This is a genomic window from Nocardiopsis kunsanensis DSM 44524 (assembly GCF_000340965.1).
Classification (GTDB): Bacteria; Actinomycetota; Actinomycetes; order Streptosporangiales; family Streptosporangiaceae; genus Nocardiopsis; species Nocardiopsis kunsanensis.
Window position 1 is genome coordinate 47872 of record NZ_ANAY01000003.1, and the last position, 22143, is coordinate 70014.

Annotated in this window: 20 protein-coding genes; 6 read left to right on the forward strand and 14 right to left on the reverse strand. The window is 70.6% G+C overall.

Annotation, left to right across the window (positions count from 1 at the left end; genetic code table 11):
• Positions 1-81: 81 nt before the first annotated feature.
• The 8 genes from paaE to D456_RS0102910 all read right to left on the reverse strand — a co-directional run bounded on the left by paaE (position 82) and on the right by D456_RS0102910 (position 6444).
• The gene (gene paaE / locus D456_RS0102875) at positions 82-1176 is read right to left on the reverse strand and encodes a 1,2-phenylacetyl-CoA epoxidase subunit PaaE (protein WP_026115519.1); all 1095 of its coding nucleotides are present in this window, start codon (positions 1174-1176) and stop codon (positions 82-84) included.
• A 2-nt stretch (positions 1177-1178) separates the two neighbouring features.
• Positions 1179-1694 carry a 1,2-phenylacetyl-CoA epoxidase subunit PaaD gene (gene paaD, locus D456_RS0102880; RefSeq protein ID WP_017574646.1) on the reverse strand — a complete coding sequence of 172 codons (516 nt, stop codon included), beginning with the start codon at positions 1692-1694 and terminating at the stop codon, positions 1179-1181.
• The gene (gene paaC / locus D456_RS0102885) at positions 1688-2566 is read right to left on the reverse strand and encodes a 1,2-phenylacetyl-CoA epoxidase subunit PaaC (RefSeq protein WP_017574647.1); all 879 of its coding nucleotides are present in this window, start codon (positions 2564-2566) and stop codon (positions 1688-1690) included. Before paaC ends, paaD begins: the two co-directional genes overlap by 7 nt.
• 60 nt (positions 2567-2626) lie before the next feature.
• Complete coding sequence (gene paaB, locus D456_RS0102890) at positions 2627-2938, reverse strand: 1,2-phenylacetyl-CoA epoxidase subunit PaaB (protein WP_017574648.1); 312 nt, start codon at positions 2936-2938, stop codon at positions 2627-2629.
• Positions 2935-3909, reverse strand: a complete 975-nt coding sequence (paaA, locus tag D456_RS0102895; protein WP_017574649.1) for a 1,2-phenylacetyl-CoA epoxidase subunit PaaA — start codon at positions 3907-3909, stop codon at positions 2935-2937. The genes paaB and paaA overlap by 4 nt, the downstream gene beginning before the upstream one ends.
• A gap of 128 nt (positions 3910-4037) precedes the next feature.
• A complete protein-coding gene (locus D456_RS0102900; protein WP_017574650.1) occupies positions 4038-4826 on the reverse strand; it encodes an enoyl-CoA hydratase/isomerase family protein in 789 nt (262 codons plus the stop codon).
• Positions 4823-5704, reverse strand: coding sequence for a 3-hydroxyacyl-CoA dehydrogenase family protein (locus D456_RS0102905; protein ID WP_017574651.1), 882 nt, complete (start codon positions 5702-5704; stop codon positions 4823-4825). Before D456_RS0102905 ends, D456_RS0102900 begins: the two co-directional genes overlap by 4 nt.
• Positions 5701-6444, reverse strand: a complete 744-nt coding sequence (locus D456_RS0102910) for an enoyl-CoA hydratase/isomerase family protein (protein ID WP_017574652.1) — start codon at positions 6442-6444, stop codon at positions 5701-5703. The genes D456_RS0102905 and D456_RS0102910 overlap by 4 nt, the downstream gene beginning before the upstream one ends.
• Before the next feature lie 293 nt (positions 6445-6737).
• On the opposite strand from D456_RS0102910, the gene paaK reads away from it, so the two are divergent.
• Positions 6738-8093 (forward strand): phenylacetate--CoA ligase PaaK, encoded by a 1356-nt coding sequence (gene paaK / locus D456_RS0102915; protein WP_017574653.1) that lies wholly within the window; start codon positions 6738-6740, stop codon positions 8091-8093.
• A 74-nt stretch (positions 8094-8167) separates the two neighbouring features.
• On the opposite strand, the gene D456_RS0102920 is transcribed toward paaK, so the two are convergent.
• Positions 8168-8971: an SAM-dependent methyltransferase gene (locus tag D456_RS0102920; RefSeq protein ID WP_017574654.1), complete on the reverse strand. Its 804-nt coding sequence runs from the start codon at positions 8969-8971 to the stop codon at positions 8168-8170.
• Between the two features lie 1413 nt (positions 8972-10384).
• Here D456_RS0102920 and D456_RS0102930 point away from each other — a divergent pair.
• Positions 10385-10615 carry a hypothetical protein gene (locus D456_RS0102930; RefSeq protein WP_017574656.1) on the forward strand — a complete coding sequence of 77 codons (231 nt, stop codon included), beginning with the start codon at positions 10385-10387 and terminating at the stop codon, positions 10613-10615.
• 127 nt (positions 10616-10742) lie between these two features.
• On the opposite strand, the gene D456_RS0102935 is transcribed toward D456_RS0102930, so the two are convergent.
• The 4 genes from D456_RS0102935 to D456_RS0102950 all read right to left on the reverse strand — a co-directional run bounded on the left by D456_RS0102935 (position 10743) and on the right by D456_RS0102950 (position 15829).
• Positions 10743-11834: a magnesium and cobalt transport protein CorA gene (locus D456_RS0102935; RefSeq protein WP_017574657.1), complete on the reverse strand. Its 1092-nt coding sequence runs from the start codon at positions 11832-11834 to the stop codon at positions 10743-10745.
• Between the two features lie 89 nt (positions 11835-11923).
• Entirely contained in the window at positions 11924-12574 is a 651-nt protein-coding gene (locus D456_RS0102940) for an alpha-ketoglutarate-dependent dioxygenase AlkB family protein (RefSeq protein ID WP_017574658.1), read from the reverse strand.
• A gap of 61 nt (positions 12575-12635) precedes the next feature.
• Positions 12636-14438, reverse strand: a complete 1803-nt coding sequence (locus D456_RS0102945) for a hypothetical protein (protein ID WP_026115521.1) — start codon at positions 14436-14438, stop codon at positions 12636-12638.
• Between the two features lie 359 nt (positions 14439-14797).
• Positions 14798-15829, reverse strand: coding sequence for an EamA family transporter (locus D456_RS0102950; RefSeq protein ID WP_017574660.1), 1032 nt, complete (start codon positions 15827-15829; stop codon positions 14798-14800).
• A 71-nt stretch (positions 15830-15900) separates the two neighbouring features.
• Here D456_RS0102950 and D456_RS0102955 point away from each other — a divergent pair, with 71 nt between their 5' ends.
• Positions 15901-16827, forward strand: coding sequence for a LysR family transcriptional regulator (locus tag D456_RS0102955; RefSeq protein WP_017574661.1), 927 nt, complete (start codon positions 15901-15903; stop codon positions 16825-16827).
• A gap of 3 nt (positions 16828-16830) precedes the next feature.
• Here the strand turns inward: D456_RS0102955 and D456_RS0102960 are convergent, their stop codons facing one another.
• Positions 16831-17760 carry a LysR family transcriptional regulator gene (locus D456_RS0102960; RefSeq protein ID WP_017574662.1) on the reverse strand — a complete coding sequence of 310 codons (930 nt, stop codon included), beginning with the start codon at positions 17758-17760 and terminating at the stop codon, positions 16831-16833.
• A gap of 332 nt (positions 17761-18092) precedes the next feature.
• Between D456_RS0102960 and D456_RS0102965 the strand changes: the two genes are divergently transcribed.
• The 3 genes from D456_RS0102965 to D456_RS0102975 all read left to right on the forward strand — a co-directional run bounded on the left by D456_RS0102965 (position 18093) and on the right by D456_RS0102975 (position 22140).
• Positions 18093-18635 carry a GNAT family N-acetyltransferase gene (locus D456_RS0102965; RefSeq protein WP_017574663.1) on the forward strand — a complete coding sequence of 181 codons (543 nt, stop codon included), beginning with the start codon at positions 18093-18095 and terminating at the stop codon, positions 18633-18635.
• A 131-nt stretch (positions 18636-18766) separates the two neighbouring features.
• Positions 18767-19981, forward strand: a complete 1215-nt coding sequence (locus D456_RS0102970; RefSeq protein WP_017574664.1) for a coiled-coil domain-containing protein — start codon at positions 18767-18769, stop codon at positions 19979-19981.
• 35 nt (positions 19982-20016) lie between these two features.
• Positions 20017-22140 (forward strand): FUSC family protein, encoded by a 2124-nt coding sequence (locus tag D456_RS0102975; RefSeq protein WP_017574665.1) that lies wholly within the window; start codon positions 20017-20019, stop codon positions 22138-22140.
• Positions 22141-22143 lie beyond the last annotated feature (3 nt).

A 22143-nucleotide genomic window follows, 5' to 3' on the forward strand; every position in this document is an offset into this window, starting at 1 on the left:
TCCTCGAACTCGCCCGTTCCGGGCGGAACCGGTCCAGAACCCCTGTGGCCGAGCCCCTGCGGGACCCAACACCGGAGGGGCTCAGGAATCGAAGTCGACCGTGAGCTCGTCGGTCTGGGGCAACGACTGGCAGGCCAACGCGTACCCCGCCTCGACCTCGGCCGGGGTCAGGGCGTAGTTGCGGCGCATCTGCACCTCGCCCTCGCACACCCGGACCCGGCAGGTACCGCACACCCCGCCCTTGCAGGCGAAGGGCAGGTCGGGACGGTACCGCTGGGCCGAGTCCAGCACCGGCACCCCCTGCGGCAGGGTCATGGTGTTGGACCGGCCGTCCAGCACGACGGTGACCTCGGTGGAGGGCCCTTCGACCCCGGGTTCCTCATGGCGGGCCTGGGGCGGCGGCTCGGCCCCCTCCACGAAGAACAGCTCCTGGTGGACGCGCTCGCCCTCGACCCCGTGCCGGGCCAACACCTGCTGGGCGTCGGTGACCATGCCGTAGGGGCCGCACAGCCACCACTGGTCCACGGCGTCGGCCGCCACCACCGTGTCCAACAAACGGTCCAGCTTCTCGGCGTCGAGCCGGCCGGTGAACAGCTCCGACTCGCGCGGCTCACGGGAGAGTACATGGACCAGCTCCAGGCGGGCACCGTAGCGGTCCTTGAGATCGGCCAACTCGTCGGCGAACATCACCGAGGCGCTGCGGCGGTTGCCGTACAGCAGCGTCACCGTCGAACCGGTACGCGCCAGCAGCGAGGAAGCCATCGACAACACCGGGGTGATACCGGATCCGGCAGCCACGAGCACGTGCCGGCCCGACCGGTCCAGGTCGGGGGTGAACCGGCCGGTGGGCGCACCCACCTCGATCTCGTCACCGGGCCGCACCTGCTCGACCAGCCAGGTGGAGAACAACCCCCCGGGGACCAGGCGCACACCCACCCGGGGCGCCCCGCCCACGGGCGCGCAGACGGAGTAGCTGCGCCGCTCCTGCACGCCCCCGACCTCCCGGCGCAGGGTCAGGGACTGGCCCGGGGCGAAGGCGTAGAACTCGGCGAGGTGGTCGGGCACATCGAAGGTGACCGCGACGGCGTCCTCGCACAGGCGCTCGACGTCGGCCACACGCAGCCGGTGGAAGGCGCCCCGGCTGCGGACGGGCGCTTCGGTCACGGTTGTGGACACGGTCAGATCTCCTTGACGTGCTCGAACGGTTCGAGGCAGCTGCGGCAGCGGTGCAAGGCCTTGCACGAGGTCGCACCGAAACGGGACAGCTCCTCGGTCTCGGCGGACCCGCACAGGGGACAGCACGGAACGGTCCTGGTGGGCAGGAGCGTCAACGGAACAGGACCGTTGGGGCGGGCCGGGGCCTGCCCGGGCGGGGAGATGCCGTGCTCGGCCAGCTTGCGGCGCCCCTGCTCGGTGATCCAGTCAGAACTCCAGGCCGGTGACAGCGCCGTGCGCACCTCGACCTGCTCGAAGCCGGCCGCCCGCACGGCACGGTCCACATCCGCCCGCATCTCGGCCAGCGCCGGACAACCCGAGTAGGTGGGCGTGATCCACACCGCGACTGTGCCGTCCTGCTCGATCCGGACCTGCCTCAGGATGCCCAGGTCCTGGAGGGTCAGCATGGGCAGTTCGGGGTCGGTCACCGCCGCGGCGGCCGTGCGGGCACGGTCGTGGTCGGTCAGCGTGCTCACCATGTCGCCTCCGGGTGTGCTCGTGCCACTTCCTGCATCTGGTGCACCAGAGGGGCGAGCTCGGGACCGTGGTCACCGCTGCGTCCGGCCAGGACCGGCTCGGGCAGAGCGGTGGGCGTTTCCAGGGTGGCGGCACCGAGCACCTGCGCGAGTACATCGTGCACCTCGGTGCTCAACGACCCCGGATCCACCCCCACACCGAGCTCGGCCATGCGGGCCTCCACGGGGTGGGTGGCGAAGAGCTCCCCGGTGTCGGGCCACACCCGAGCCACCGCCTCGACCATGCGCTCGTGGGAGTACTCGGTGCCGTCCCCCAGGCGCAGGGCCCAGGAGACCGCGTACTCGCGGTGGTAGGCCAGTTCGTTGACGGCCTTGGCGGCGATCGCGGCCAGGACCGGGTCACGGCTCCGGCTCAGTCGGCTCATCAGGGCCAGACGCCAGCTGGACAGGGCCAGCAGGGTCACGATCGCGCGGGCGAAGTCACCCCGGGGTGCCGCGGCCAGACGCACGTTGCGGAACTGGGCGGCCGCACGCCGGTAGGCGAAGGCGTCCTCGTCCCGGCCGGTGCCGTCCGCCTGTCCGGCACGGGCCAACAGCAGCCGGGCCTGGCCGATCAGGTCGAGCGCGATGTTGGCCAGAGCCACCTCCTCCTCCAGCTCGGGCGCGTCGGTGACCCACTGGCTCAGGCGCTGGGCCTGGACCAGGGCGTCGTCGCCGAGCATCTGGCAGTACTGCGCCAATGCCCCACCGTCCACCCCCTCGGGCAAGGTGGTGTCCACGCCCGCCAGCGCATCGGTGAAACCGGTACCGAAGGCCCAGCGCTGGTCGCTCTCGTGCTCCTCGACCATCCCGGTGAAGATGTTCTCGCCACTCAATGTCGTTCCTCAATGCCTCTGCGGTCCCCTGCGTGCGCGTCCCGCCGCATGCGCCCGTCCCTAGATGTGGGGGACGTCCTCGGGGATGGGGTAGAAGGTGGGATGGCGGTAGACCTTGTCACCGCTCGGCTCGAAGAAGGGGTCCTTCTCGTCCGGGCTGGAGGCGGTGATGTCCTCTGCGCGCACCACCCAGATACTGACGCCCTCGTTGCGGCGCGTGTACAGGTTGCGGGCGTTGTGCAGCGCCATCTGTTCGTCCGGGGCGTGCAGGGAGCCCACGTGCACGTGGTTCAGGCCGCGCTTCCCTCGGACGAAGACCTCGTAGAGCGGCCATTCGGGCCGGACGGGACCGGGCTTGTCGTCGGAGCTCATACGGCCACCTCCTGGTCCTTGCGGTGCTTGTTCGCGTAGGCTGCGGCGGCCTCCCGGACCCACGCGCCCTTCTCGTGCGCGGCGCGCCGGCGGTCCACACGCTCCCCGTTTCGGGGGCCGTTGCCGGACACGACCTGCTTGAACTCCTCCCAGTCGGGCTCACCGAAGTCGTACTGGCCGCTGTCCCGGTTCCAGACGAGTTCGGGGTCGGGCAGCGTGACACCGAGCTTGTCGGCCTGGGGCACGGTCATGTCGACGAACTTCCGCCGCAGGGCGTCGTTGGTGTCGATCTTGATGCCCCACTCCAGCGACTGCCGGGTGTTGGGCGAATCGGCATCGGGCGGGCCGAACATCATCAGCGAGGGCCACCACCAGCGGTCCACGGCCTCCTGGACCGTCCTGCGCTGGCTCTCGGTGCCCTCCATCATGCGCATGAGCAGTTCGTAGCCCTGGCGCTGGTGGAAGGACTCCTCCTTGCAGATCCGCACCATGGCGCGGGCGTAGGGCCCGAAGGAGGTACGGCACAGCGGCACCTGGTTGCAGATGGCGGCCCCGTCCACGAGCCAGCCGATGACACCGACGTCGGCGTAGGTCAGGGAGGGGTAGTTGAAGATCGAGGAGTACTTCTGGCGCCCCTCGATCAGCCGCTCGGTGAGCTCGGCCCGGTCCACGCCGAGCGTCTCCGCCGCGGCGTACAGGTACAGGCCGTGGCCGGCCTCGTCCTGGACCTTGGCCAGCAGGATGGCCTTGCGGCGCAGGCTCGGCGCGCTCGCGATCCAGTCGCCCTCGGGCTGCATGCCGATGATCTCGGAGTGGGCGTGCTGGGCGATCTGGCGCACCAGGGTCTTGCGGTAGCCCTCCGGCATCCAGTCTCGGGGTTCGATGCGCTGCTTGGCGGCGACCTTGGTGTCGAAGTCCGCTTGCAGGTCCCGGCCTGCTTCTGGGGGCGCTTCCCGGGCCGTGGTTGTCATGGTTCTCCGTCCCCATTCATAACCGAACGTTCGGTCAGTAATTAGTATCTCCGGACCCGGGCGCCCGACGCAAGCCCCCGGACCCCGGATCCGCACGTGCAGGAACGGCCCGCGCAGCGGGCCCTGCATCAGTCCCCGGAGAAGACCGGCTTCTCCTTGTTCAGGAACGAGGAGACCGCTCCGGCGTGGTCACCGGTCATACCCAGCTGGTTCTGGAGATCGGCCTCCTCCTCCAGCAGCTCGGCAAGATCGCGGCCGCCCTCGGATGCCGAACGCACCTGACGCTTGGCCGCAACGAACGCACTGGTGGGGCCCGCCGCCAGGGTCGAGGCCAACTCACGGGCCCGCTCCTCCCAGGCACCGTCGTCCACGACCTCGGTGACCAGCCCCAACTCCAGAGCACGCTCGGCCGCAAGCGTCGTACCCAGCAACATCATCTCCATGGCCCGGGCACTGCCCAACGCACGCACCAAGCGCGTCGCCAGCCCCGAGTCCGAGGCCAACCCGATACCGGTGAAAGCGGTACCGAACTTGGCCCGGCGCGCGGCCACCCGCACGTCCCCGGCCAAGGCAAAACCCAGCCCCGCACCCACACAGGCACCGCCGATACCGACCACCACCGGGACCTGAATGTTCTCGAAGGCCTGCACGATGGGGTTGTAGTGCTCACGCACCGTCGTCAGGGCCTGCTCGGGAGCCTGCTCCAGGACCGTGGCGTGCTCGGCCAGATCCTGCCCCACACAGAAGGCCTTGTCCGAACCCACCACGAGCACCGCACGGGCGGTCGTGGACTCAGCGGCCTGCCGCAGCACACCCAGCAGCTCCTCCTTGACCTCACGGGTCAGGGCCGGCCTGTTGAGCCGCACCGTGGCCAGACCGTCGGCCTCGACGAACTCCGCCGCCTTCTGCTCACTCACGCTCTCACTCCTCGATCCCACTCGTGGAAACCCTGACCGCTCTTACGGCCGAGCTCTCCCTCGGCGACCTTACGGCGCAGGAGTTCGGGCGGAGCGAACCGGTCCCCCAACTGCCCCGCCAAGTGCTCGGCGATGGCCATACGCACGTCCAACCCCACCAGGTCGGTCAACGCGAGCGGACCCATCGGATGGCGGTACCCCAGCTCCATCGCGGTGTCGATGTCGGCCGGAGAGGCAACACCCTCCTCGACCATCCGGATCGCCTCCAACCCCAGGGCCACACCGAGACGACTGGTGGCGAAACCAGGAGCATCACGCACCACGACCTCGGTCTTGCCCAAGGCACCGACCCAACCGCGCACCGACTCCAGCACCACCGGATCGGTCTCGGGCGCGGTGACCACCTCCACAAGCTTGGAAGCGGGCACCGGGTTGAAGAAATGAGTACCCAGGAACCGTGCGGGACGCTCGAGCGCCGCCGCCAGATCGGTCACCGACAGCGAACTGGTGTTGGAGGCCAGGACCGCCCCCTCCCCCACGGCCGCCTCGGCAGCGGTGAGCACGGCGATCTTGAGTTCGGGCCTCTCCGGCACGGCCTCCACCACCAGCTCCGCCCCCGCAGGGATCTGCCCGACCGACGCCACCACGGTCAGGGCAGCCAGATAATCCTCGGGCACGCCCTCGAGCTTGCCGCGGTCACGGGCCTTGCCCAGACCCGCCACCACACGCTCGCGCCCGGCCGCGGCAGCCTCCTCGGAGACCTCCACCAACACCACCCGGGCCCCCGCGGTGAGGAACTGCTGGACGATACCGGCCCCCATGGTGCCCCCGCCGACGACGGCGACGGTTCCGGGGACCGGTTGCTCGGTGCTGCTCAACGCTTGTTCCTCTCCAGGAAACGGCTCATCCGCTCGTGCTTGTCGGCGCTCTCGAACAGCACCGCCTGCGTCAGGTCGTCGGCCAACGGGTGGGGGCCGTCCGCGTCCACGACCGCCTTGGTCAGACGCAGGGCCTGGGGCGAACTCCCGGCCATACGGTCCAACAGCGCGTGGGCGCGCTCGCGCAACCCCTCGGAGGACACGACCTCGGCGACCAACCCGTGGCGCAGGGCCGCGTCCGCGTCGAGCTGATAGCCGCCCAGCAGCACCTGCTTGGCGACCGAGACACCGACCAGCTCCCGCAGACGCCAGCACGCACCGGCACCGGCGATGATGCCCAGGCCCGGCTCGGGTTGGGCGAAGACGGCCGTGGGTGTGGCGATCCGGATGTCACACGCGTAGGCCAGCTCGGCGCCGCCGCCCAGGGCGAACCCGTCCACCGCCGCCACGGTGGGCGCACGCAGACGGTGCAGCCGTTCGAACAGGCGGCTGTTGATCCCGGCCAGGGCTTCCTCGCGGCCGCGGGCACGCAACTCGGCGATGTCGGCGCCCCCGGCGAAGACGGTTCCGTGCCCGGTCAGCAGCAGGGGCCTGGGGGCGGACTCGATCTCGGCGCACACCTGGTGCAGTTCCTCGATCATGCGGCCGTTGATGGCGTTGCGGGCCTCGGGCCGGTGCAGCTCCACAACCACGCGGTCCTCACCCCGGTCCACGTCCAGGGTCTGCAAGCGCTCACTCACACGCGCCCACCACAAGTACGGCGTCCCGGCCCCGGCCGGCCGATCGCCCCCTGCCCGCACTGGCCCTCCCACGCGCCGGGGCGGCCTGCACCACCCTTGCCTGTGAACACATCGACACTGCTCCTTGACACGGCCGAACGGAGACTGAATAAATGCATTAGTAACCGAACGGTCGGTCAGTAAGCAAGTCGGTCCCCCTCGGACGGACCGCGTCCACCCCGCGCGGGCCACCCGCCGCCCCTCCCAGGCGCCCGGCCTGGCGGTGGAACCGCGCTCAGTACCCGGAGAGGCCCATGGCAATCCACGACACGAGCCCGCAGCCGGCCGGCACTGCCCTTCCCCAGCGTCTCGGCCGGGCGCCGGAGCCCCGGGAACTCGACCCGGCCGAGCGCATGAGTGTCGACGAGCTGCGCGCAACACAGCTCGCCCGCCTGCAGTGGACCCTCGAACACGCCTACGAGAACGTGCCGCTGTACAAGCGCAAGTTCGACGAGGCCGGCGTACGGCCCGAGGACCTCAGGAGCCTGGAGGACCTGCGGCACTTCCCCCACACCACCAAGGACGACCTGCGCGACACCTACCCCTTCGGCATGCTCGCGGTCCCCCAGGAACATGTCAGCCGCATCCACGCCTCCAGCGGAACCACGGGCCGCCCCACCGTGGTCGGTTACACCGAGGACGACATCGACACCTGGGCGAGCGTCGTGGCCCGCTCGATACGCGCCGCCGGCGGCCGCCCCGGCCACAAAGTGCACGTCTCCTACGGTTACGGCCTCTTCACCGGCGGACTCGGAGCCCACTACGGTGCCGAGAAACTGGGATGCACCGTCATCCCCGCCTCCGGCGGCCAGACCGCCAAACAGGTCCAGCTCATCCAGGACTTCCGCCCCGAGATCATCATGATCACACCCAGCTACATGCTGACCCTGCTGGACGAGTTCGAACGCCAGGGCATCGACCCGCGCACGACCTCACTCCGGACCGGCATCTTCGGGGCCGAACCCTGGACCGAGCAGATGCGGCGCGAGATCGAGGAACGCTTCGACCTCCACGCGGTCGACATCTACGGCCTCTCCGAAGTCATGGGCCCGGGCGTGGCCAACGAGTGCGTCGAGACCAAGGACGGGCTCCACATCTGGGAGGACCACTTCTACCCCGAGGTCCTCGACCCCCTCAGCCACGACGTCCTGCCCGACGGACAGAACGGCGAACTGGCCCTGACCTCCCTGACCAAACAGGCCATGCCCGTCATCCGCTACCGCACCCGCGACCTGACCACTCTGCGCCCGGGCACCGCCCGCCCCATGCGCCGCATGGACAAGGTCACCGGCCGCAGCGACGACATGATCATCCTGCGCGGGGTCAACGTCTTCCCCACACAGATCGAGGAGATCATCCTGGACCTGGACGGGCTCGCCCCGCACTTCCAACTCGTACTCACCAAGGACGGACGCCTGGACCGCATGTCCGTACGCGTGGAGGCCACCCCGGACTGCACGGCCGACCGACGCGTGAGCCTGAGCAAGGAGATCGTCGCCACCGTGAAGGACAGGGTCGGTGTGAGCGTCACCGTCGACGTCGTCGACCCCGAGGGCATCGAACGCTCTGTCGGCAAGTTCCGACGCATCATCGACCGGCGTCAGGACTGACCACCCCTGCACACGGGTCCGCCGGCACGGCCCTTCCCGGCGGACCCGGCCGGCGGACCCGGCACCCTCCGGGCTCAGCCCTTGCGGGCCACACCCCCGTACTCGGCGACGGGGCGGACGGTACCGACCTCGGTGGCCTCGGGGCGCCACAGGGAGCAGGAGACCAGCCCCGGCTCCAGCATCGGCAGCCCCCTGAAGAAGGAGCGCACACGCTCGGCCGAACGCATGGTCAACAGAGGTGTGCCGCGCTCGTTCCACGCCTCGGCGACCTCGTGGGCGCGCTCGTGGTCGATCTCGTCGGTGGGGTGGGCGATCACCAGGAAACTGCCCGGGGCCAGCGCGTCCAGGAGCCGGTCCATGATGTCGCGGACCACGGCGTCCTCACCGACGAAGTTGAGCACGCCCAACAGCATCAGGGCCACCGGCCGCTCCAGGTCGAGCGTGCACGCGGCCGCTTCCAGGATGGTGTCCGGGTCGGTCAGGTCGGCGTCGACGTAGTCGGTGCGCCCTTCCTCGGTGCCCACCAGCAGGGCGCGCGCGTGGGCCAGCACGAGAGGGTCGTTGTCGGTGTAGACCACTCGGGCACGCGGGTCCAGGAACTGGGCGACCTCGTGGGTGTTGTTGTGGGTGGGCAGGCCGGTGCCGATGTCCAGGAACTGGTCGATGCCCTCCTCTCGGACCAGATGGGTGACGGCACGGACCAGGAAGGCCCGGTCGGCCAAGGCGTTGTCGACGATCTCGGGGAAGAAGGCCCGGATCTGCTCGCCGAGCTCCCGGTCGACGGGGTAGTTGTCCTTGCCGCCCAACCAGTGGTTCCAGATGCGGGCGTTGTGGGGGACGGTGGTGTCGATCTCGGGGCGGGTGGGGTGAAGGGGCACTGCCTGTCTCTCTCGGGGTCGGGCCCGGCCGGGCCGGGCGTGGCGGTCGCCGACCAGTCATACGGCCCCGGAGGGCTCCCGGACAAGAGTTGACGTCCTCCCGCCGTGAACGACGGGGATTGCGACCCGCCCTGAGGGGCGGGTGGTGCCCGCGCCTCGCGTCGCGCGCGGTTCCTGTGCAGCGGCCGGGAAACCCTCAGGTGTGGCCCGGTGGAGGCCTTCCGGGCCAAGCGGCGGCCGGTGCGACCCCTACACGGACGTGGCGGTGACCACGCAGGTCGCGGCGGGCACCCGCCGAGGGTGCCCGCGGTGGCCGGGATAAGGTGAGCGCGTAGAGGTAGAGGCCGCTCCGGTTCCGGGGCGGCGCCGGAACGGGCAGCCGCCCCGCGCGGCTGTCGGTGACGGCCACAAGCGAAGGTGAGGACACCCAGCAATGCTCGGAACCATCGGATTCGTGCTCATGGTCGTGAGCCTGAGCATGATGATCATCACCGGTCTCCTGCCCGCGGTCATCAAGACCCGCTGACAGAGGTGGTGACGGGTACCGGGGCGCCCCGGTACCCGCACACGGCCCCGTGTACGCCGGTCTTCCGGCCCGGGGCACCCGTCCTGTGCCCCGCACGGCCCACGTACGTGGGGCGCGGCTCCCACCTTACGGAACCGGGCCGGGAGGGCGGGAGCGTTTTCCGGGGTCCATGTGGTGCATATCTCGCGCCACGAGGTTCACTTTTACGACGTAGATCCTTTTAGCCCGATTCGACTCCCTCGCGGCTGCACGGGTTCCTTTCTCCCTCACGACTGCACGGGCCGCTGCCGACCCGGGCCGCTCGGCACGGCCGGGGCGGCGGGGGCCGCCCCGGTGGCGCCTGCGGCCCGGTCGGCCGGTCCGATCGGGTTCGCAGGTCAGGGTCGGGGCTCGTTGGCGCGGCTGGGGCGGGACGGACCCTCACGCTGAAGGGGCCGGGGCCGAAGGTACGGGTTCACAGAGCGATGGGCGGCGGCCGCGGCGAGGTCATCGGTGTCGGCCTCCTTCACTCGATGACGGTCACGCACTCCACCCAGCCCCACCGGTCCGGAGAGCGTCGCCAGGATGCACCCGCGAGGCCGTGGGGACAACCCGCTCCCCACCCCGCACACCCCGAGAGCACGGTCACAGTCTCCAGGACGGCCACCGCGCGGCCCTGCCGCCGGAGGAACCGGCCGCACGCACCGGACCCACGGCAGGAGAGGGCCGAAGCGGCCTCCGAGACCCTCCGGTAGGTCTGCCGTGACCGTTTCCGGCCACTGTGCGGCAAGAAGGGCCAGAGCCCGGGTGCGCCGACCACAGCGGTGGTATGTCTGGGATGACGCGGCCCTCGTGTCGTTCGGGTGACCGGAGGTCCCCGGCCCAGGAGCCTGAATGAGAGTTGGCAGATGTCGTCGATCTGGTCACGCGGTGACCGCAGGGGCAGGGTCGAAGAGGCCCTCCTGATGCTGGAGGGGCAAGGGATCATCGACGGCCTGGAGATCCTCACCCGCGAGGACAAGCCCTACCGGGTCCGGGTGCCTGCCGGGATCGTGCACTTGGGCGAGGACGAGGCCTCCATGTTCGCCCTGGGCGCCGTGGTGGGCGCGTTCGGAGGTGTGGCCCGGCGCCACGCCTGAAGCGGCCGCGAGCAGGACGCCGGCCCCGCAGCAGCACGACCGGGCTCCCCTCCACGTGGAGCACACGTTGCCCGGCACGGACCCTTCCGCTGCGTCCGCGGTCCGGTGCCGAAGGCCCCGCACGGCCTCAGAGCCAGTCGTAACGGCGGAAGACCCCGTACAGGGCCACGGCGGACAACACCATGATCACCAGGGTCACCGGCCAGCTGAACACCCAGTGGACGGCGTCCTCCGGGGCGTTGTTCATGCCGTAGAAGGAGGCGATCAGGGCCGGCACGACGAGGATGCCGCCCCAGGAGGAGATCTTCTTCATCGCCTCGTTCCGGTCCTGGTCGATGAGGGAGTTGTTGACCGACATGATGTCCTCCAGCAGTTGGCGGAACCCGTCCACGTGTTCGCGCGCGGCCGTCACGTGGTCGGCGACATCGCGCATGTGGTGGTGCAGGAGGACGCGATCGGGGTCGGGACCGTGTGTCCGCGGGCGGTCGGGCCGGTCCGGACCGGAATGTTCCGGGGACGCCATGAGCTCCTGCAGCACCGGCCCGAGGGGGTCCACGGCCCGCTGCAGGAGGATGACCTCCCGGGTGAGCCGGTAGACACGTCCGGTGGCCTGGGGGTCACCGTCGAAGACCTGGGTCTCGAGCTCGTCGATGTCCTGCTGCAGTGCGGAGACGGCGGGTGCGTAGGCGTCCACGACGGCGTCGAGGACGCCGTGGACCACCGCGAGTGTGCCCTGCCGGAGGATGCGCGGCTCCGATTCCACGCGTTGACGCACGTTCTCCAGGTCGATGTGCTCGGTGTGGCCGATGGTGACAGCGACGTTCTCCGAGGCGAACAGGTGCACCTCGCCGATCCCGATCCGCTCGTACACCTCGTCGTACTCGGCGGGGCGCAGCACGAGGTACAGCACATCGCCGTAGGTCTCGGCCTTGGGACGCTGATGGGCCACGATCGTGTCCTCCAGCGCAAGAGCCGGCAGCCCGAAAGTGCGGGCGAGTTCGGTGAGCTGGGTGCTGTTGGGTGCCTTCATCTCCACCCACACCATGAGGCCGGGGTCGGCGGCGACCTCTCTGTGGGCCTCCTGGACGGTGTCGGTCTCCCGTTCCCGGAGGCCGTCCCGGTACAGGAACGTGCGCACTTGCCCGGGAACGTCCCCGGAGGGCGTTGCGGTGCTCCTGGGGCCCACGGCCATGGTGCGTTCCGGCGCGGGTTCGGACATCTTCGGCTCCCCGGTGGATCGACTCGTGACAGCTCGATCTTCACCCGTGCGTGAACGGATCGCCGGGGGCCGACACGCCGGCCGGTGCTTCAGGGGCTCCCCAGGGCCCGCAGGGTGATGTTGAGACGTCCGCGGAGGTCGAGCCAGGAAGGAGCGGTGTCCGGGAAGGTGCGGGGGACCCCGTGGTAGGCCATGCGCGCGGGGCCGCCGAAGACGAAGAGGTCGCCGCTGCGCAGCTGCACGTCGGTGTAGGGGCGGGTGCGGGTCTCGGTGTTGCCGAAGCGGAACACGCAGGTGTCGCCGAGGCTGAGGGAGACCACGGGCATGTCGGCGTGCTCGTCCTTGTCCTGGTGCATCCCCATGCGCGCGTGGGCGTCGTAGAAGTTGATCAGGGCGATGTCGTAGGGCGGGTCCTCCCCCGCGGTGGGACGGCCCAGGGCTGCGGCCAGGGCCCGGTCGGCCAGCTCCCCCAGCATGTCGGGGAAGGGCTGGACGGGCGCGCCCTCGGGCAGGCGGTCGCTGTAGGAGTAGGGCCGCCAGAACCAGCCCAGGCTGGTCATCGACACACTCATACGGCCACCGCGCGGCATGGTGTGGTGGCGTGTTCCCGCCGGGCCGCGTGCCCACTCGCGGCAGTGTCCGAGGAGACTGCGCTGGGTGGGGGCGTCGAGCCACCCGGGCACGTGCACGGCCCCGGGTGCCACGGTCACCGGCGGCGCCCCGAACAACGGCTCGTCCATGCCTCCAGGGTAGGTCCGGTGTGTTCCGCCGGGCCGGGCCGAGCGGCCCGGCCCGGCGCGGTCAACGCCGGAAGAGGTCGCGGACGTTGACCACCAGCAGCACCACGACGACGATGCCGACGGGCACGGTGACGGCGATGCGCCAGTTCGCGACGAAGGCGGCCACCACCCCGGCGACGACACCGAGGACCACCGCCACGACCGCCATGCCGACCAGGTACTGGCGGAACCTGCGGCGTGCGACGGCGTCGACGGCGGCGAAGAGGAGGATGACACCGACCATCGCGTAGAAGGTCCACTGGCCGTCGAGCAGGAACAGCGTCAGTGCCAGCGACACCAGCAGCAGCGGGGTACTCAGCGCCACCCACAGGTACTGGAACCGGTTGTGGCGCTGCTCGCCCGAGGCGTAGGGCATGTGCGGGCTCTTGAGATGGCCGGTGGGATCGGGCTCCAGCGGGGTGTCCGACTCCAGCGCCCGCAGGTGGGACTCGCGTTCGTCGCAGGTCAGAGCCTGGCGTTCGCAGAGGCGGGCGTGCTCGGCCTCCATCTCCTCCAGTTTTTCGTCGTACTCGCGCGAGAGCGGCCGGGAGTGCGCCTCGCGGGCCAGGACCATCCGCGCGGAGTCGAGGCGGCGCATCTCGTCGCGCCGGCGGAGGATGTCGGCCTCCAGTTCCTCGATTCTGCGGTCCAGGTCCTCGATGTGAGCGCGCAGTTGGGTGCGGGCGGCCTCCTCCGTGGGGGCGACCTTCTGCAGCCCGACCCAGGCCAGGGGGTCGGCCCAGGAGCGGCGGACGGTGCCGTCGCGTTCGTAGCGGGGGCCGCTGGGTGCACGCTCACCGTCGAAGAAGTCACCGGTGTCGCGCCCCCACAGGCCGCGGTAGCCCCGGATCCAGGGGGTCTCGTCGTCGACGAGGACGGCGCTCCACTCCCGGTCGCCGCCGGGGCCGATCTCGACGCCGTCACCGCGGGCGTAGTCGACGAAGGGCACCCCGATGCCGTGGCGGTTGATGGCGCTGTCGGCCCGGAAGAGGCGCTGGGTGAGACGGCGCCAGGCGCGTACGAGCCCGCGCAGGAAGGAGGGGTCGACCTGGATGAGGTAGTCGCCCGGCAGCATCTGGTGCGAGTGGGAGCCGGCGCCGACGTAGATGCGGGGGTGGAGACCCTTGCGGTGCAGGCCGGGGTCGTTCCAGCTACGACGCAGGTCGTCTCCCTGGTATTCGTGCGAGGAGGCGCCCACCCAGGCAGGACGGGTGGTGCCGTCGGGGTCCTCGACGAGGTGGACGCTCACACGCTCCCAGTCGGCCTCGTGGTCGTTGACGCCGCCGTAGATGGTGCGCCAGTCGTTCATCGCGTAGAAGAACCAGTACTGCAGGACGGTGTAGCCGCCCTCACGGGTGACCCGGCCGTAGTAGTGGGACCCTCCGTCGTCGAGGCGTTCGCGGTAGCGGGTGACTGCGGCGTAGGTGACACCGCCGGGAACGGTCCCCCGCACGAGCAGGGAGAGCTTCATGAGGATGTCCAGGACCCTGCCCAGGACACCGACGGCGACCAGGCGGCCGCTCTTGGGGATCACCGATCGCGCGATGCCCTTGAAACGGCGGGCCTCCTCGCGGAGCGTGTCCTCCTGCACGAACCGCAGGTGCTTGCTGCTGCGCGGCCATTCCTCCTCGGCCCGGGAGAGCCGGTCGAGGGTGAGTTCACCGGCGGGCACGACGAGGCGTTCGCCGCCGTCGGGTTCCTCGATCCAGAGGCTGCAGTTGCGGACGTAGCGCTCCACGTCGGTGGGGAAGAACAGTTCCCCCTTGGTGTACACGAGCACTGGTTCGTGGGCGCGCAGGAGCTGGAGATCAGATGGGGACGGCATGATCGCACCAAGCTAGTACATGCGGATGTGGACGCGTGATCAGTAACGGCGCGGGGTACGGCGAGTTCCCGTTCCGGCAGCGGTGGGCGGGGCCTCCCCGGCATCGGGCCGGACGGAGGGAGGGTGCCGTGTGCGGGAGGAAGCGCCAGGTCCCGGGCCGGGCATGGGTGTCGGACCGTCGGGTGTGCGGGGCGAACGGTGGTCGGTCCTGCGTTGCGCGGTCCGCGGCGCGGCCAACCTGAATGTGGCCATGGTCACGGGCCCAACCCCGCACGCCGTTGGGGAGGGGCGCACGAGTGTGCGGCAGGCCTGGGCCTCGGCGTTGTCCGAGCCGCTGGGGCCTGCGGGTGGGTGGTGCCTCAGCGGGAGGCCCCAACGGGTTCGGACGCAGGCACGGGCGTGTGCGGGTACCCCTCAGCCGTTTCGGAGCAGACCGGACCGGGGGCGCTGTGCTGCGCCGCCGCCCCGGTGCCGGTACCGCGGCGCCGGACCACGCTGCGCACTGCGGGGCGGTCGGAACGGTCTCCGCGTGCAGCCCCGATCCCGGCGATCACCACCAGGGCCATGCCGATGACCTGAATCACGGCCGGGGTCTGACCGATGAGGAGTAGACCCATGATCAGGGCGACGGCCGGTTCGAGACTGGAGAAGGTACTGAAGGCCGTACGGCTCATGCGCTGCAGGGCGACCATCTCCAGCAGGAACGGGAGCATCGGGAACAGCAGCGCGATGAGCAGGGTGAAAGCGATCAGCTGCGGGTCCGGGTCCATGACCGCGCCCGGCGCGCCCAGGGGCGCGGTGACCGCGGCGCCGACGACCATGGACAGGGCCAGGCCGTGCACGGCGCTGAACCCGGCGCCCACCCGCTGGGTCAGGACGATGTAGCCGACCACGCACAGGGCTCCGGCGAGGGCGAAACCGATCCCGGCCAGGTCGAGCTCGCCCTGCCAGGGGCGGGTCAGGCACAGGACCCCGGCCACGGCGGCGACGATCCAGACGAGTTCGCGCCGGCGCCGCATGGCCAGGACGGCGACCACGAGAGTTCCGAGGAACTCGATGGAGGTGGCGGTACCGAGTTCGATGCGTGCCGTTGCCTCGGAGTAGAAGAGCATCATCCCCGCGCTCGCTGTGCCCAGGATCACCACGGAACCGAGCTCACGCGGGCTCGCCGCACGCACCGCGCGCCACAGCGAGGGTCCGCCGAGGGCTGCCAGGAGCAGGGCGGCCCAGGTCAGTCGCATCCAGGTGACGGTCGCGGGGGCTGCTGCGTCGAAGGCGTGCACGGCCATCGCGCTGCCGGTGTGCAGGGCGAACATGCCGATGAGCAGCATGAGGGGCGCCGGCACCCCGAATCGGACACGGCTCGGTGAGGACAGGAAGGAGAGGATCACCCGACCATTGCATCCATGCCTTCCGTTTCTGTCCAGGGAGCTTTGGTTGATAGATCATGTAGTTTCGGTGGATGGATTTCACCCGACTGCGCCTGCTGGTCGAGCTCGGGCGCCTGGGCACGATGGCGGCGGTGGCCGAGGTCACAGGGATGAGTACTTCGGCGGTGTCCAAACACTTCGCCGTGCTCGAACGTGAGGCGGGGGTCCCGTTGATCGCCCCGGACGGCCGGCGGGTGCGGCTGACCCCGGCGGGGCGGCGCCTGGCCGAGCACGCGGTGGAGATCCTGGCCCGGGTGGAGGTGGCCCGGGCCGAATTCGAGGGCGAGGGCGAGCCGGTGGGCCGCGTCCACCTGGTCATGTACACCAGTGCGGCACCTCTGGTGCTACCCGCGGTACGGCGCCTGCGCGAGGACCATCCCGGCATCGAGGTCGATCTGACCGAGTACGAGTCGGAACAGGCCCTGGACCTGTTGCAGGAGGGCGGTGCCGACCTCGGGGTGGTGTACCAGTACAGCCTGCTCCCCCGGATTTTTCCGGAGACCCTGACGGTGCACCCGATCGGTACGGAGGGGTTGCTGCTCTCCCAGCCCTCGGCGGGTGCCGACAGCCGCACGTTGACGCGGCGGCGCCTGCGCGAGCACGCGGACGCGTCCTGGATCGCGAGCCCGTTCCGGAGCGACGAGGACGCCCTGGTCCAGCGCATGTGCGCCGATGCCGGGTTCACCCCGCGCCTGGTGCACCGCCTCGACAACCTGGCCCTGATCGAGGACCTGGTGGCGGCCGGGTTGGCCGTGGCTGTGGTGCCGCGGCTGGCAGCCACGACCCGGCGCGGTGTGGCGCACGCGCCGCTGGGCGAGCTGGGCGGGGTGCGCCAGGTCTATCTGGCCGGGCGTACCGGCGGGTGGGCGTGGAAACCGATCCGGGTGACCGCCCGTTACCTGCACGAGTCGGCCCGTTCCGTGCTGGAGGACGTTCCGGGCCTGCCCGGGGAGGGGTGAAGCTCAGCCGGCGACGGCGAAGGGGCCGACGGAGGGCACGGGGACCTTGCTGGCTGCCTCGCGCACAGCGGTGAGCAGGGGTTCGGCGCTGGCGCCGGCGCGGGTGAGGGCGACGATGTGACGGCGGGCGGTCTCGCGCACCCCTCGCACGACCACGTTCGGGGGGTTGTGGCCGGTCCAGGCCAAGCGGGGCATGAGGGCGATGCCCAGGCCCGAGCGCACGAGGGCGAAGACGGCGCTGAAGTCGTCGACGGTGTGGACCACACGCGGCTGGAACCCGGCCTGGTTGGTCGCGCCGGTGACACAGGAGTACCAGGCGGTGCCGGGCGCGGACATGATCCAGTCCTCCCCCGCCAGGTCGTCGGACAGGTGCAGGTGGGTGCGGGCGGCCAGGGGGTGCTGGTAGGGCAGGATCGCGTCGAAGAGCTCCACCATGACCGACTCGGTGTGGAACTCGGGGTCCCCGGCCGGCGGCATGTGCGAGGTGGACATGGTGAGGGCGACGTCGAGGCGTCCTGTGCGCACCATCTCGGTACTCGCCTCGGGCTCGGCCTGTACGACCTCGAAACTCCACTTGGGGTGACTCTCGCGCAGGTGCGCCAGAGCGGGGGCGATCAGGTCGCTGATGCCGGTGGAGAAGGCACCCACCCGTACGACACCGCGGTCGCCGGCGGAGTAGGCGTGCAGGTCGGCGGTGGCTCGTTCCATCTCGGCGAAGATGACGTGGGCCCGCTCCAGCAGGACCCGTCCTGCTCCGGTGAGCAAAAAGCGGCGGTCATGGCGTTCGACGAGGGCGACGCCGGACTCCTTTGCGAGGGAGGCGAGCTGCTGGGAGACGGCCGACGGTGTGACGTGGAGTGCCTCTGCCGTGCCCGCAACGGTGCGGTGTTGGTCGAGGGCTTGGAGGAGCTGCAACCGCCGAAGGTCGATCATGCCCTCCAACTTAGGACAAAACATCCGACCTTCAGCGTGGTTTCAGTCGTGTTGAGTGGTTTTCGGGCGTGATCCGGTGCACACTTGATCACATCAGGTCACACCGCACGCACCCTCCGGCCGCCGACGCCTCCACCAGCCAGAGAGAAGGATCGACATTCTTTCTCTCCAGGGATCTCTTTCCTGAGTTTCCTCACACGGCACCCGTGTAGGCGCAGGCCCACACGTACAGTAAGAGTCACAGCTCAACCACCGAGCCTCGGGGAATCGAACCTCGGTGGCCACCACCTCACGCTGCTGGAACGGGTGAGAAGAAAATGCAAACTTCGCTGATGACCAAACCTCGGCCGTCCGACCTGGGTGTCCTCGGTTTCCGGTACTTGGGCGCTCACGAGGTGGAAGAACTCGCGGACCTGTGGGGTGCGCTCCACCAGCGGCACACTGTGACCGCTCCGCACCTGCAGGAGACCATCGGCGCGATGAGCCTGGACGAGTCCTGGCGGCGGCGCCGCGCCCAGTACCTGCAGTGGCTGCGCGACCCCGACACCATGGCCGTCCTCGCCGAGTACGAGGGCGACCTGGCCGGTTACGCGATGGTGACCGTCCGCGACAACGCCCTCGGCAGCTGGGACCGCGGCGACCGGGTGGCCATCGTCCAGACCTTCGCCATCGACCCGGAGTACACCGGCACCGGGGTGGGTTCCAAGCTCCTGGAGGAGCTGCGGAGCCAGCTCAGCGCCTCGAACATCCGCGACATCGAGTTCTCGACGCTGGCCTCCGCTTCCGAGGACATCGACTTCCTCCAGGAGGAGGGTTTCCAGCCCCTCACGACCACCATGGTCTGCCGCGTGAACGGGTTCGGCGCCCACGACTGAGCCGGCACACAGCCGGACCGGCGACAACGGCTGGGCGAGCCCCCGGCCCTGCGGGGACGGGGGCTCCGGCGTGCGCATCTGCGCCGACACACCCGGGCACACCGAAGCGGTGAGGCGCTACCCTCTGGCCCGTGGCCTCCTCCGACTCCAACACCTGCACTTTCCCCGGATGCGACCGCCCCGTCCCGCGGCCCTCCTCCCCCGGGCGCCCGCCCCAGTACTGTGACCTGCCCGAGCACACCCGGTGGCGCGCCTGGAAGGAACGCCAACGCCTGGCCCAGGAGGCCGAGCGCGCGAGCGCCGAACACACCGGGGAGGACGCCGACGAACCGGACCCGCCCGCCCACCCCGGCGGTCAGGGGGAACCGGTCACTGCGGCACGGTTGCGCGCCGACGACCTGCTCACCCGTTTCGCGGTCCAGAGCGAACAGCTGGAGGCCACCCTGCGTGGTGCCACCGAGGCGTTCGCCACCATGACCGATCCCGGCGCAGCCGAGGCCCAGGTCGAGTCGGCCCGGGTCGAGGGCGCCCGGCGGGTCGCCGAGGCCGATGCCGCCCGCCTGGAGGCCGAGAACCGGCGCAGGGAGGCCGAAACGGCCCGGCGCAGAGCCGAGAAGGCAGCTGCTGCCGCGGTCGAGGCCACCCAGGAGGCCGAACGCATCGCACAGGAGGCCGTCGACCGCCGTGACGGTGCCGAGTCCGAACGCGACCGGTACGCCCGGGAACACCAGCGGGCCGTGGCCGAACGCGACGCGGCCGTGGCCGAGGCCAACGCGGGTCTGGCCGCCGCAGAACGGCGCCTGGCCGAGCAGAGCGAACGCGCCCGGGCCGAGCTGGCACACGAGCGTTCCGAGTCCGAACGCCGCGCGGCCCTGGCACGCGACGAGATCGCCCAGCTGCGTCGTGAGCACGACGAGCACGTCCTTCGCGCCGACGAGGCCGAACGGTCCGAGCAGCAGGCCCGGGACCGGAGCGAACGTGCCGAGGAGAACGCGCGTGCCGCCGAACGGACCCTGGCCGAGGAGCGCACGCGCTTGGGCACCGAGCTCGAGCGCGCCCGCGACCGGCACGAGAGTGAGGCCGCAGCAGCCGCGGCCGAACGTGAGCGGCTCATGGCCGAGGTCGGCCGGCTCACCGGCGAGCGCGACCGGCTGGCCGGGGAGCTCGACAAACAGCGCCACAGCGCCGAGATCACACTGTCCGAGTCCCGGGAGGCGGCAGCGGCCCGGTTGTCGCTCGTCCGGCAGGAGCGCGACCGTGCCGTGGAACGCGCCGAACGGGCCGAGGCCGAGCTCGGCCACGCGCGTACGCATGCCGACGAGAACACCGACGATCAGGAGCGATGAGCACCGAGCACCCCCCGCAGGAGCCGATCCCTAGGATGGAGACCGTGCGAGATCTGGGAACCACTGGCAATACCGGCGCCATGGATCTGGGGGGTTCCCGGGAGGAGGGCCCCCGACGTGTGGAAGTGGCCGAGCGTCCCCGGCACAGGGTCGACCTGAAGGCGCTCTTCGGGCTGGAGCCCGGGACCCCCTGGGCGTGGGCCACCGCTGTGCGGGCCGCCGTCGCGATGATCGTCTCCTTCAGCCTGGTCGCGACGCTGATCGATCCCCGTCTGGCCACCCTCGCGGCCCTGGGTTCGATGAGTGTCCTGTACGAGCGGAACACCCCCTACGCCTACCGGTCGGCCGCGCTGGCCCTGGTGGGGCTCGGGTTCGTGGCCGCTGTGACCTTCGGATCGCTGGCCTCGGCCTTCTCCCCGTGGGCCGCGGTCTTGGCCATCGGGCTGACCGCGGGTCTGGCGACGTGGTTGTGTGCCGCCTGGCGGGTGGACAAACCGGGACCGATCTTCTTCGTCCTGGTGAGCACCATTTCCACGATCGTCCCGGGCGGGCCGGCCGACGTGCCCCTGCACGCCGGGGTGGCCACCCTGGGCGCGGCCGTGGGCTGGTGCGTGTCGATGACGGGGGCCGTGCGGGCCCGGCATCCCGAGTACCAGGCGGTCTCGGAGGCCTTCCGCCAGCTGGGCGCGCTCCTGCGGGCGGTGGGTTCGCCCGACCTGGACCACGCTCAGCACCAGGCCTCGGTCGCGGTGGCCGAGGCCTGGCGGATCGTCCTGCTGGCCCAGACCCGCGGCTACCGGGGCACACCCGAGGCGGCCCGGCTGCGGTCGCTGCTGCGTTGGGTCTCCGACATCCACCTGGCAGCCACGCAGGTGTGCATGGCCCGCAACGAGCCGTTGCCGGACGCGGCAGTCGGCTTCGCCGACCGCATGGCCGCAGCCGTGGCCGAACCCTCACTGGCCCCCGACCCGGACGAACTGGACGAACTGCGGCGCGGTCTGCGTCCCCGTTCCCTGGAGGCCAGGGTCTACAACCTTCTGGGCCGCGCAGCGGTGGCGGCCCGACGCACCCCCGACGAGGCCGACCGGGAGGACGAGCGCGGCAGCCGCCTGCACGACGAGCGTTATCCGGCCCTGTGGGGGGCGTTGCGGTCCAGCCTGACGGGGCAGTCGCTGATCCTGCCGACCGCGCTGCGCATGTGGATCACCGTGACCCTGGCGGGTGTGCTGGGCCTGTGGATCGGCCTGGACCACTACTACTGGGTCGCGCTGACCACCACCTCGGTCCTGCAGGGCGGAAACGTCGTACTGACCCTGAACCGGTCGTTGCAGCGCTCGCTCGGCACGATGCTGGGCGTGCTCTTCGGCGCGCTCCTGCTCACCCAGGACCTTCCACTGGCCGCGGTCGTGGTCCTGGCGGGCCTCTTCCAAGGACTGACCCAGCTGGTGGTGGGGCGCAATTTCTTCTACGGGTCGGTCACGCTGACCCCGATGGCGCTGCTGCTGTCCTACACGGCGATGCCCTACCCCATCGAACAACTCGCCCAGTCGCGCATCGTCGACACCGTGGTGGGTTCCCTCCTGGGTCTGGCGGGGGCGCTGTTGTTGTGGCGGCGCACCGCGGCCACACGGCTGCCGCAGACGATCATCAAGGTACTGGAGACCGCGCGCCCGTGCGTGGTGGAGATGCTCGACCAGGACGTGCACATGTCCCCGCAGCGCCGCTACGAACTGCGCCGGGACATGCGGGCGGCACTGGTGAGTCTGCGCGGTGTCTACAACAGCGCCGTGGGCGACCTGCCCCGGGCCCGTGCCACCCGGCCGTTGTGGCCGGTGGTGGTGGCCACTCAACGCACCGGCTACCTGGCGCTGTCGGCCCTGCAGTTGGAGAGCCCCGAGCCGGTCGGCACGATCACGCTGCAACGGGTGGACCTGGCCTTCAGAGAGCTGATCTCCTCCATGGAGGAACGGCGCACCCCCCGGATGGGGGCGCTGCCGCGCCTACCCGCCTACCCCCGCATCAACATGGAGCTGCGGGCGCTCTCCAGTTCGATGACCACGGCCGTGGCTCAGGACGAGCGGGCCGCGCAGAAGGAGGCCGCACGCCGGGCCCAACGCGAACGGCGCCGCGCCCAGAAGGATGTCGACGCTGACCTGTGAGGG

Bases quoted from the DNA above. Each gene is read 5' to 3' on its own strand.
- paaD (WP_017574646.1), bottom strand. From the start codon at position 1,694: ATGGTGAGCACGCTGACCGACCACGACCGTGCCCGCACGGCCGCCGCG.
- paaB (WP_017574648.1), bottom strand. From the start codon at position 2,938: ATGAGCTCCGACGACAAGCCCGGTCCCGTCCGGCCCGAATGGCCGCTC.
- paaA (WP_017574649.1), bottom strand. From the start codon at position 3,909: ATGACAACCACGGCCCGGGAAGCGCCCCCAGAAGCAGGCCGGGACCTG.
- paaK (WP_017574653.1), top strand. From the start codon at position 6,738: ATGGCAATCCACGACACGAGCCCGCAGCCGGCCGGCACTGCCCTTCCC.
- D456_RS0102930 (WP_017574656.1), top strand. From the start codon at position 10,385: ATGTCGTCGATCTGGTCACGCGGTGACCGCAGGGGCAGGGTCGAAGAG.
- D456_RS0102935 (WP_017574657.1), bottom strand. From the start codon at position 11,834: ATGTCCGAACCCGCGCCGGAACGCACCATGGCCGTGGGCCCCAGGAGC.
- D456_RS0102940 (WP_017574658.1), bottom strand. From the start codon at position 12,574: ATGGACGAGCCGTTGTTCGGGGCGCCGCCGGTGACCGTGGCACCCGGG.
- D456_RS0102945 (WP_026115521.1), bottom strand. From the start codon at position 14,438: ATGCCGTCCCCATCTGATCTCCAGCTCCTGCGCGCCCACGAACCAGTG.
- D456_RS0102955 (WP_017574661.1), top strand. From the start codon at position 15,901: ATGGATTTCACCCGACTGCGCCTGCTGGTCGAGCTCGGGCGCCTGGGC.
- D456_RS0102960 (WP_017574662.1), bottom strand. From the start codon at position 17,760: ATGATCGACCTTCGGCGGTTGCAGCTCCTCCAAGCCCTCGACCAACAC.
- D456_RS0102965 (WP_017574663.1), top strand. From the start codon at position 18,093: ATGACCAAACCTCGGCCGTCCGACCTGGGTGTCCTCGGTTTCCGGTAC.
- D456_RS0102975 (WP_017574665.1), top strand. From the start codon at position 20,017: ATGGAGACCGTGCGAGATCTGGGAACCACTGGCAATACCGGCGCCATG.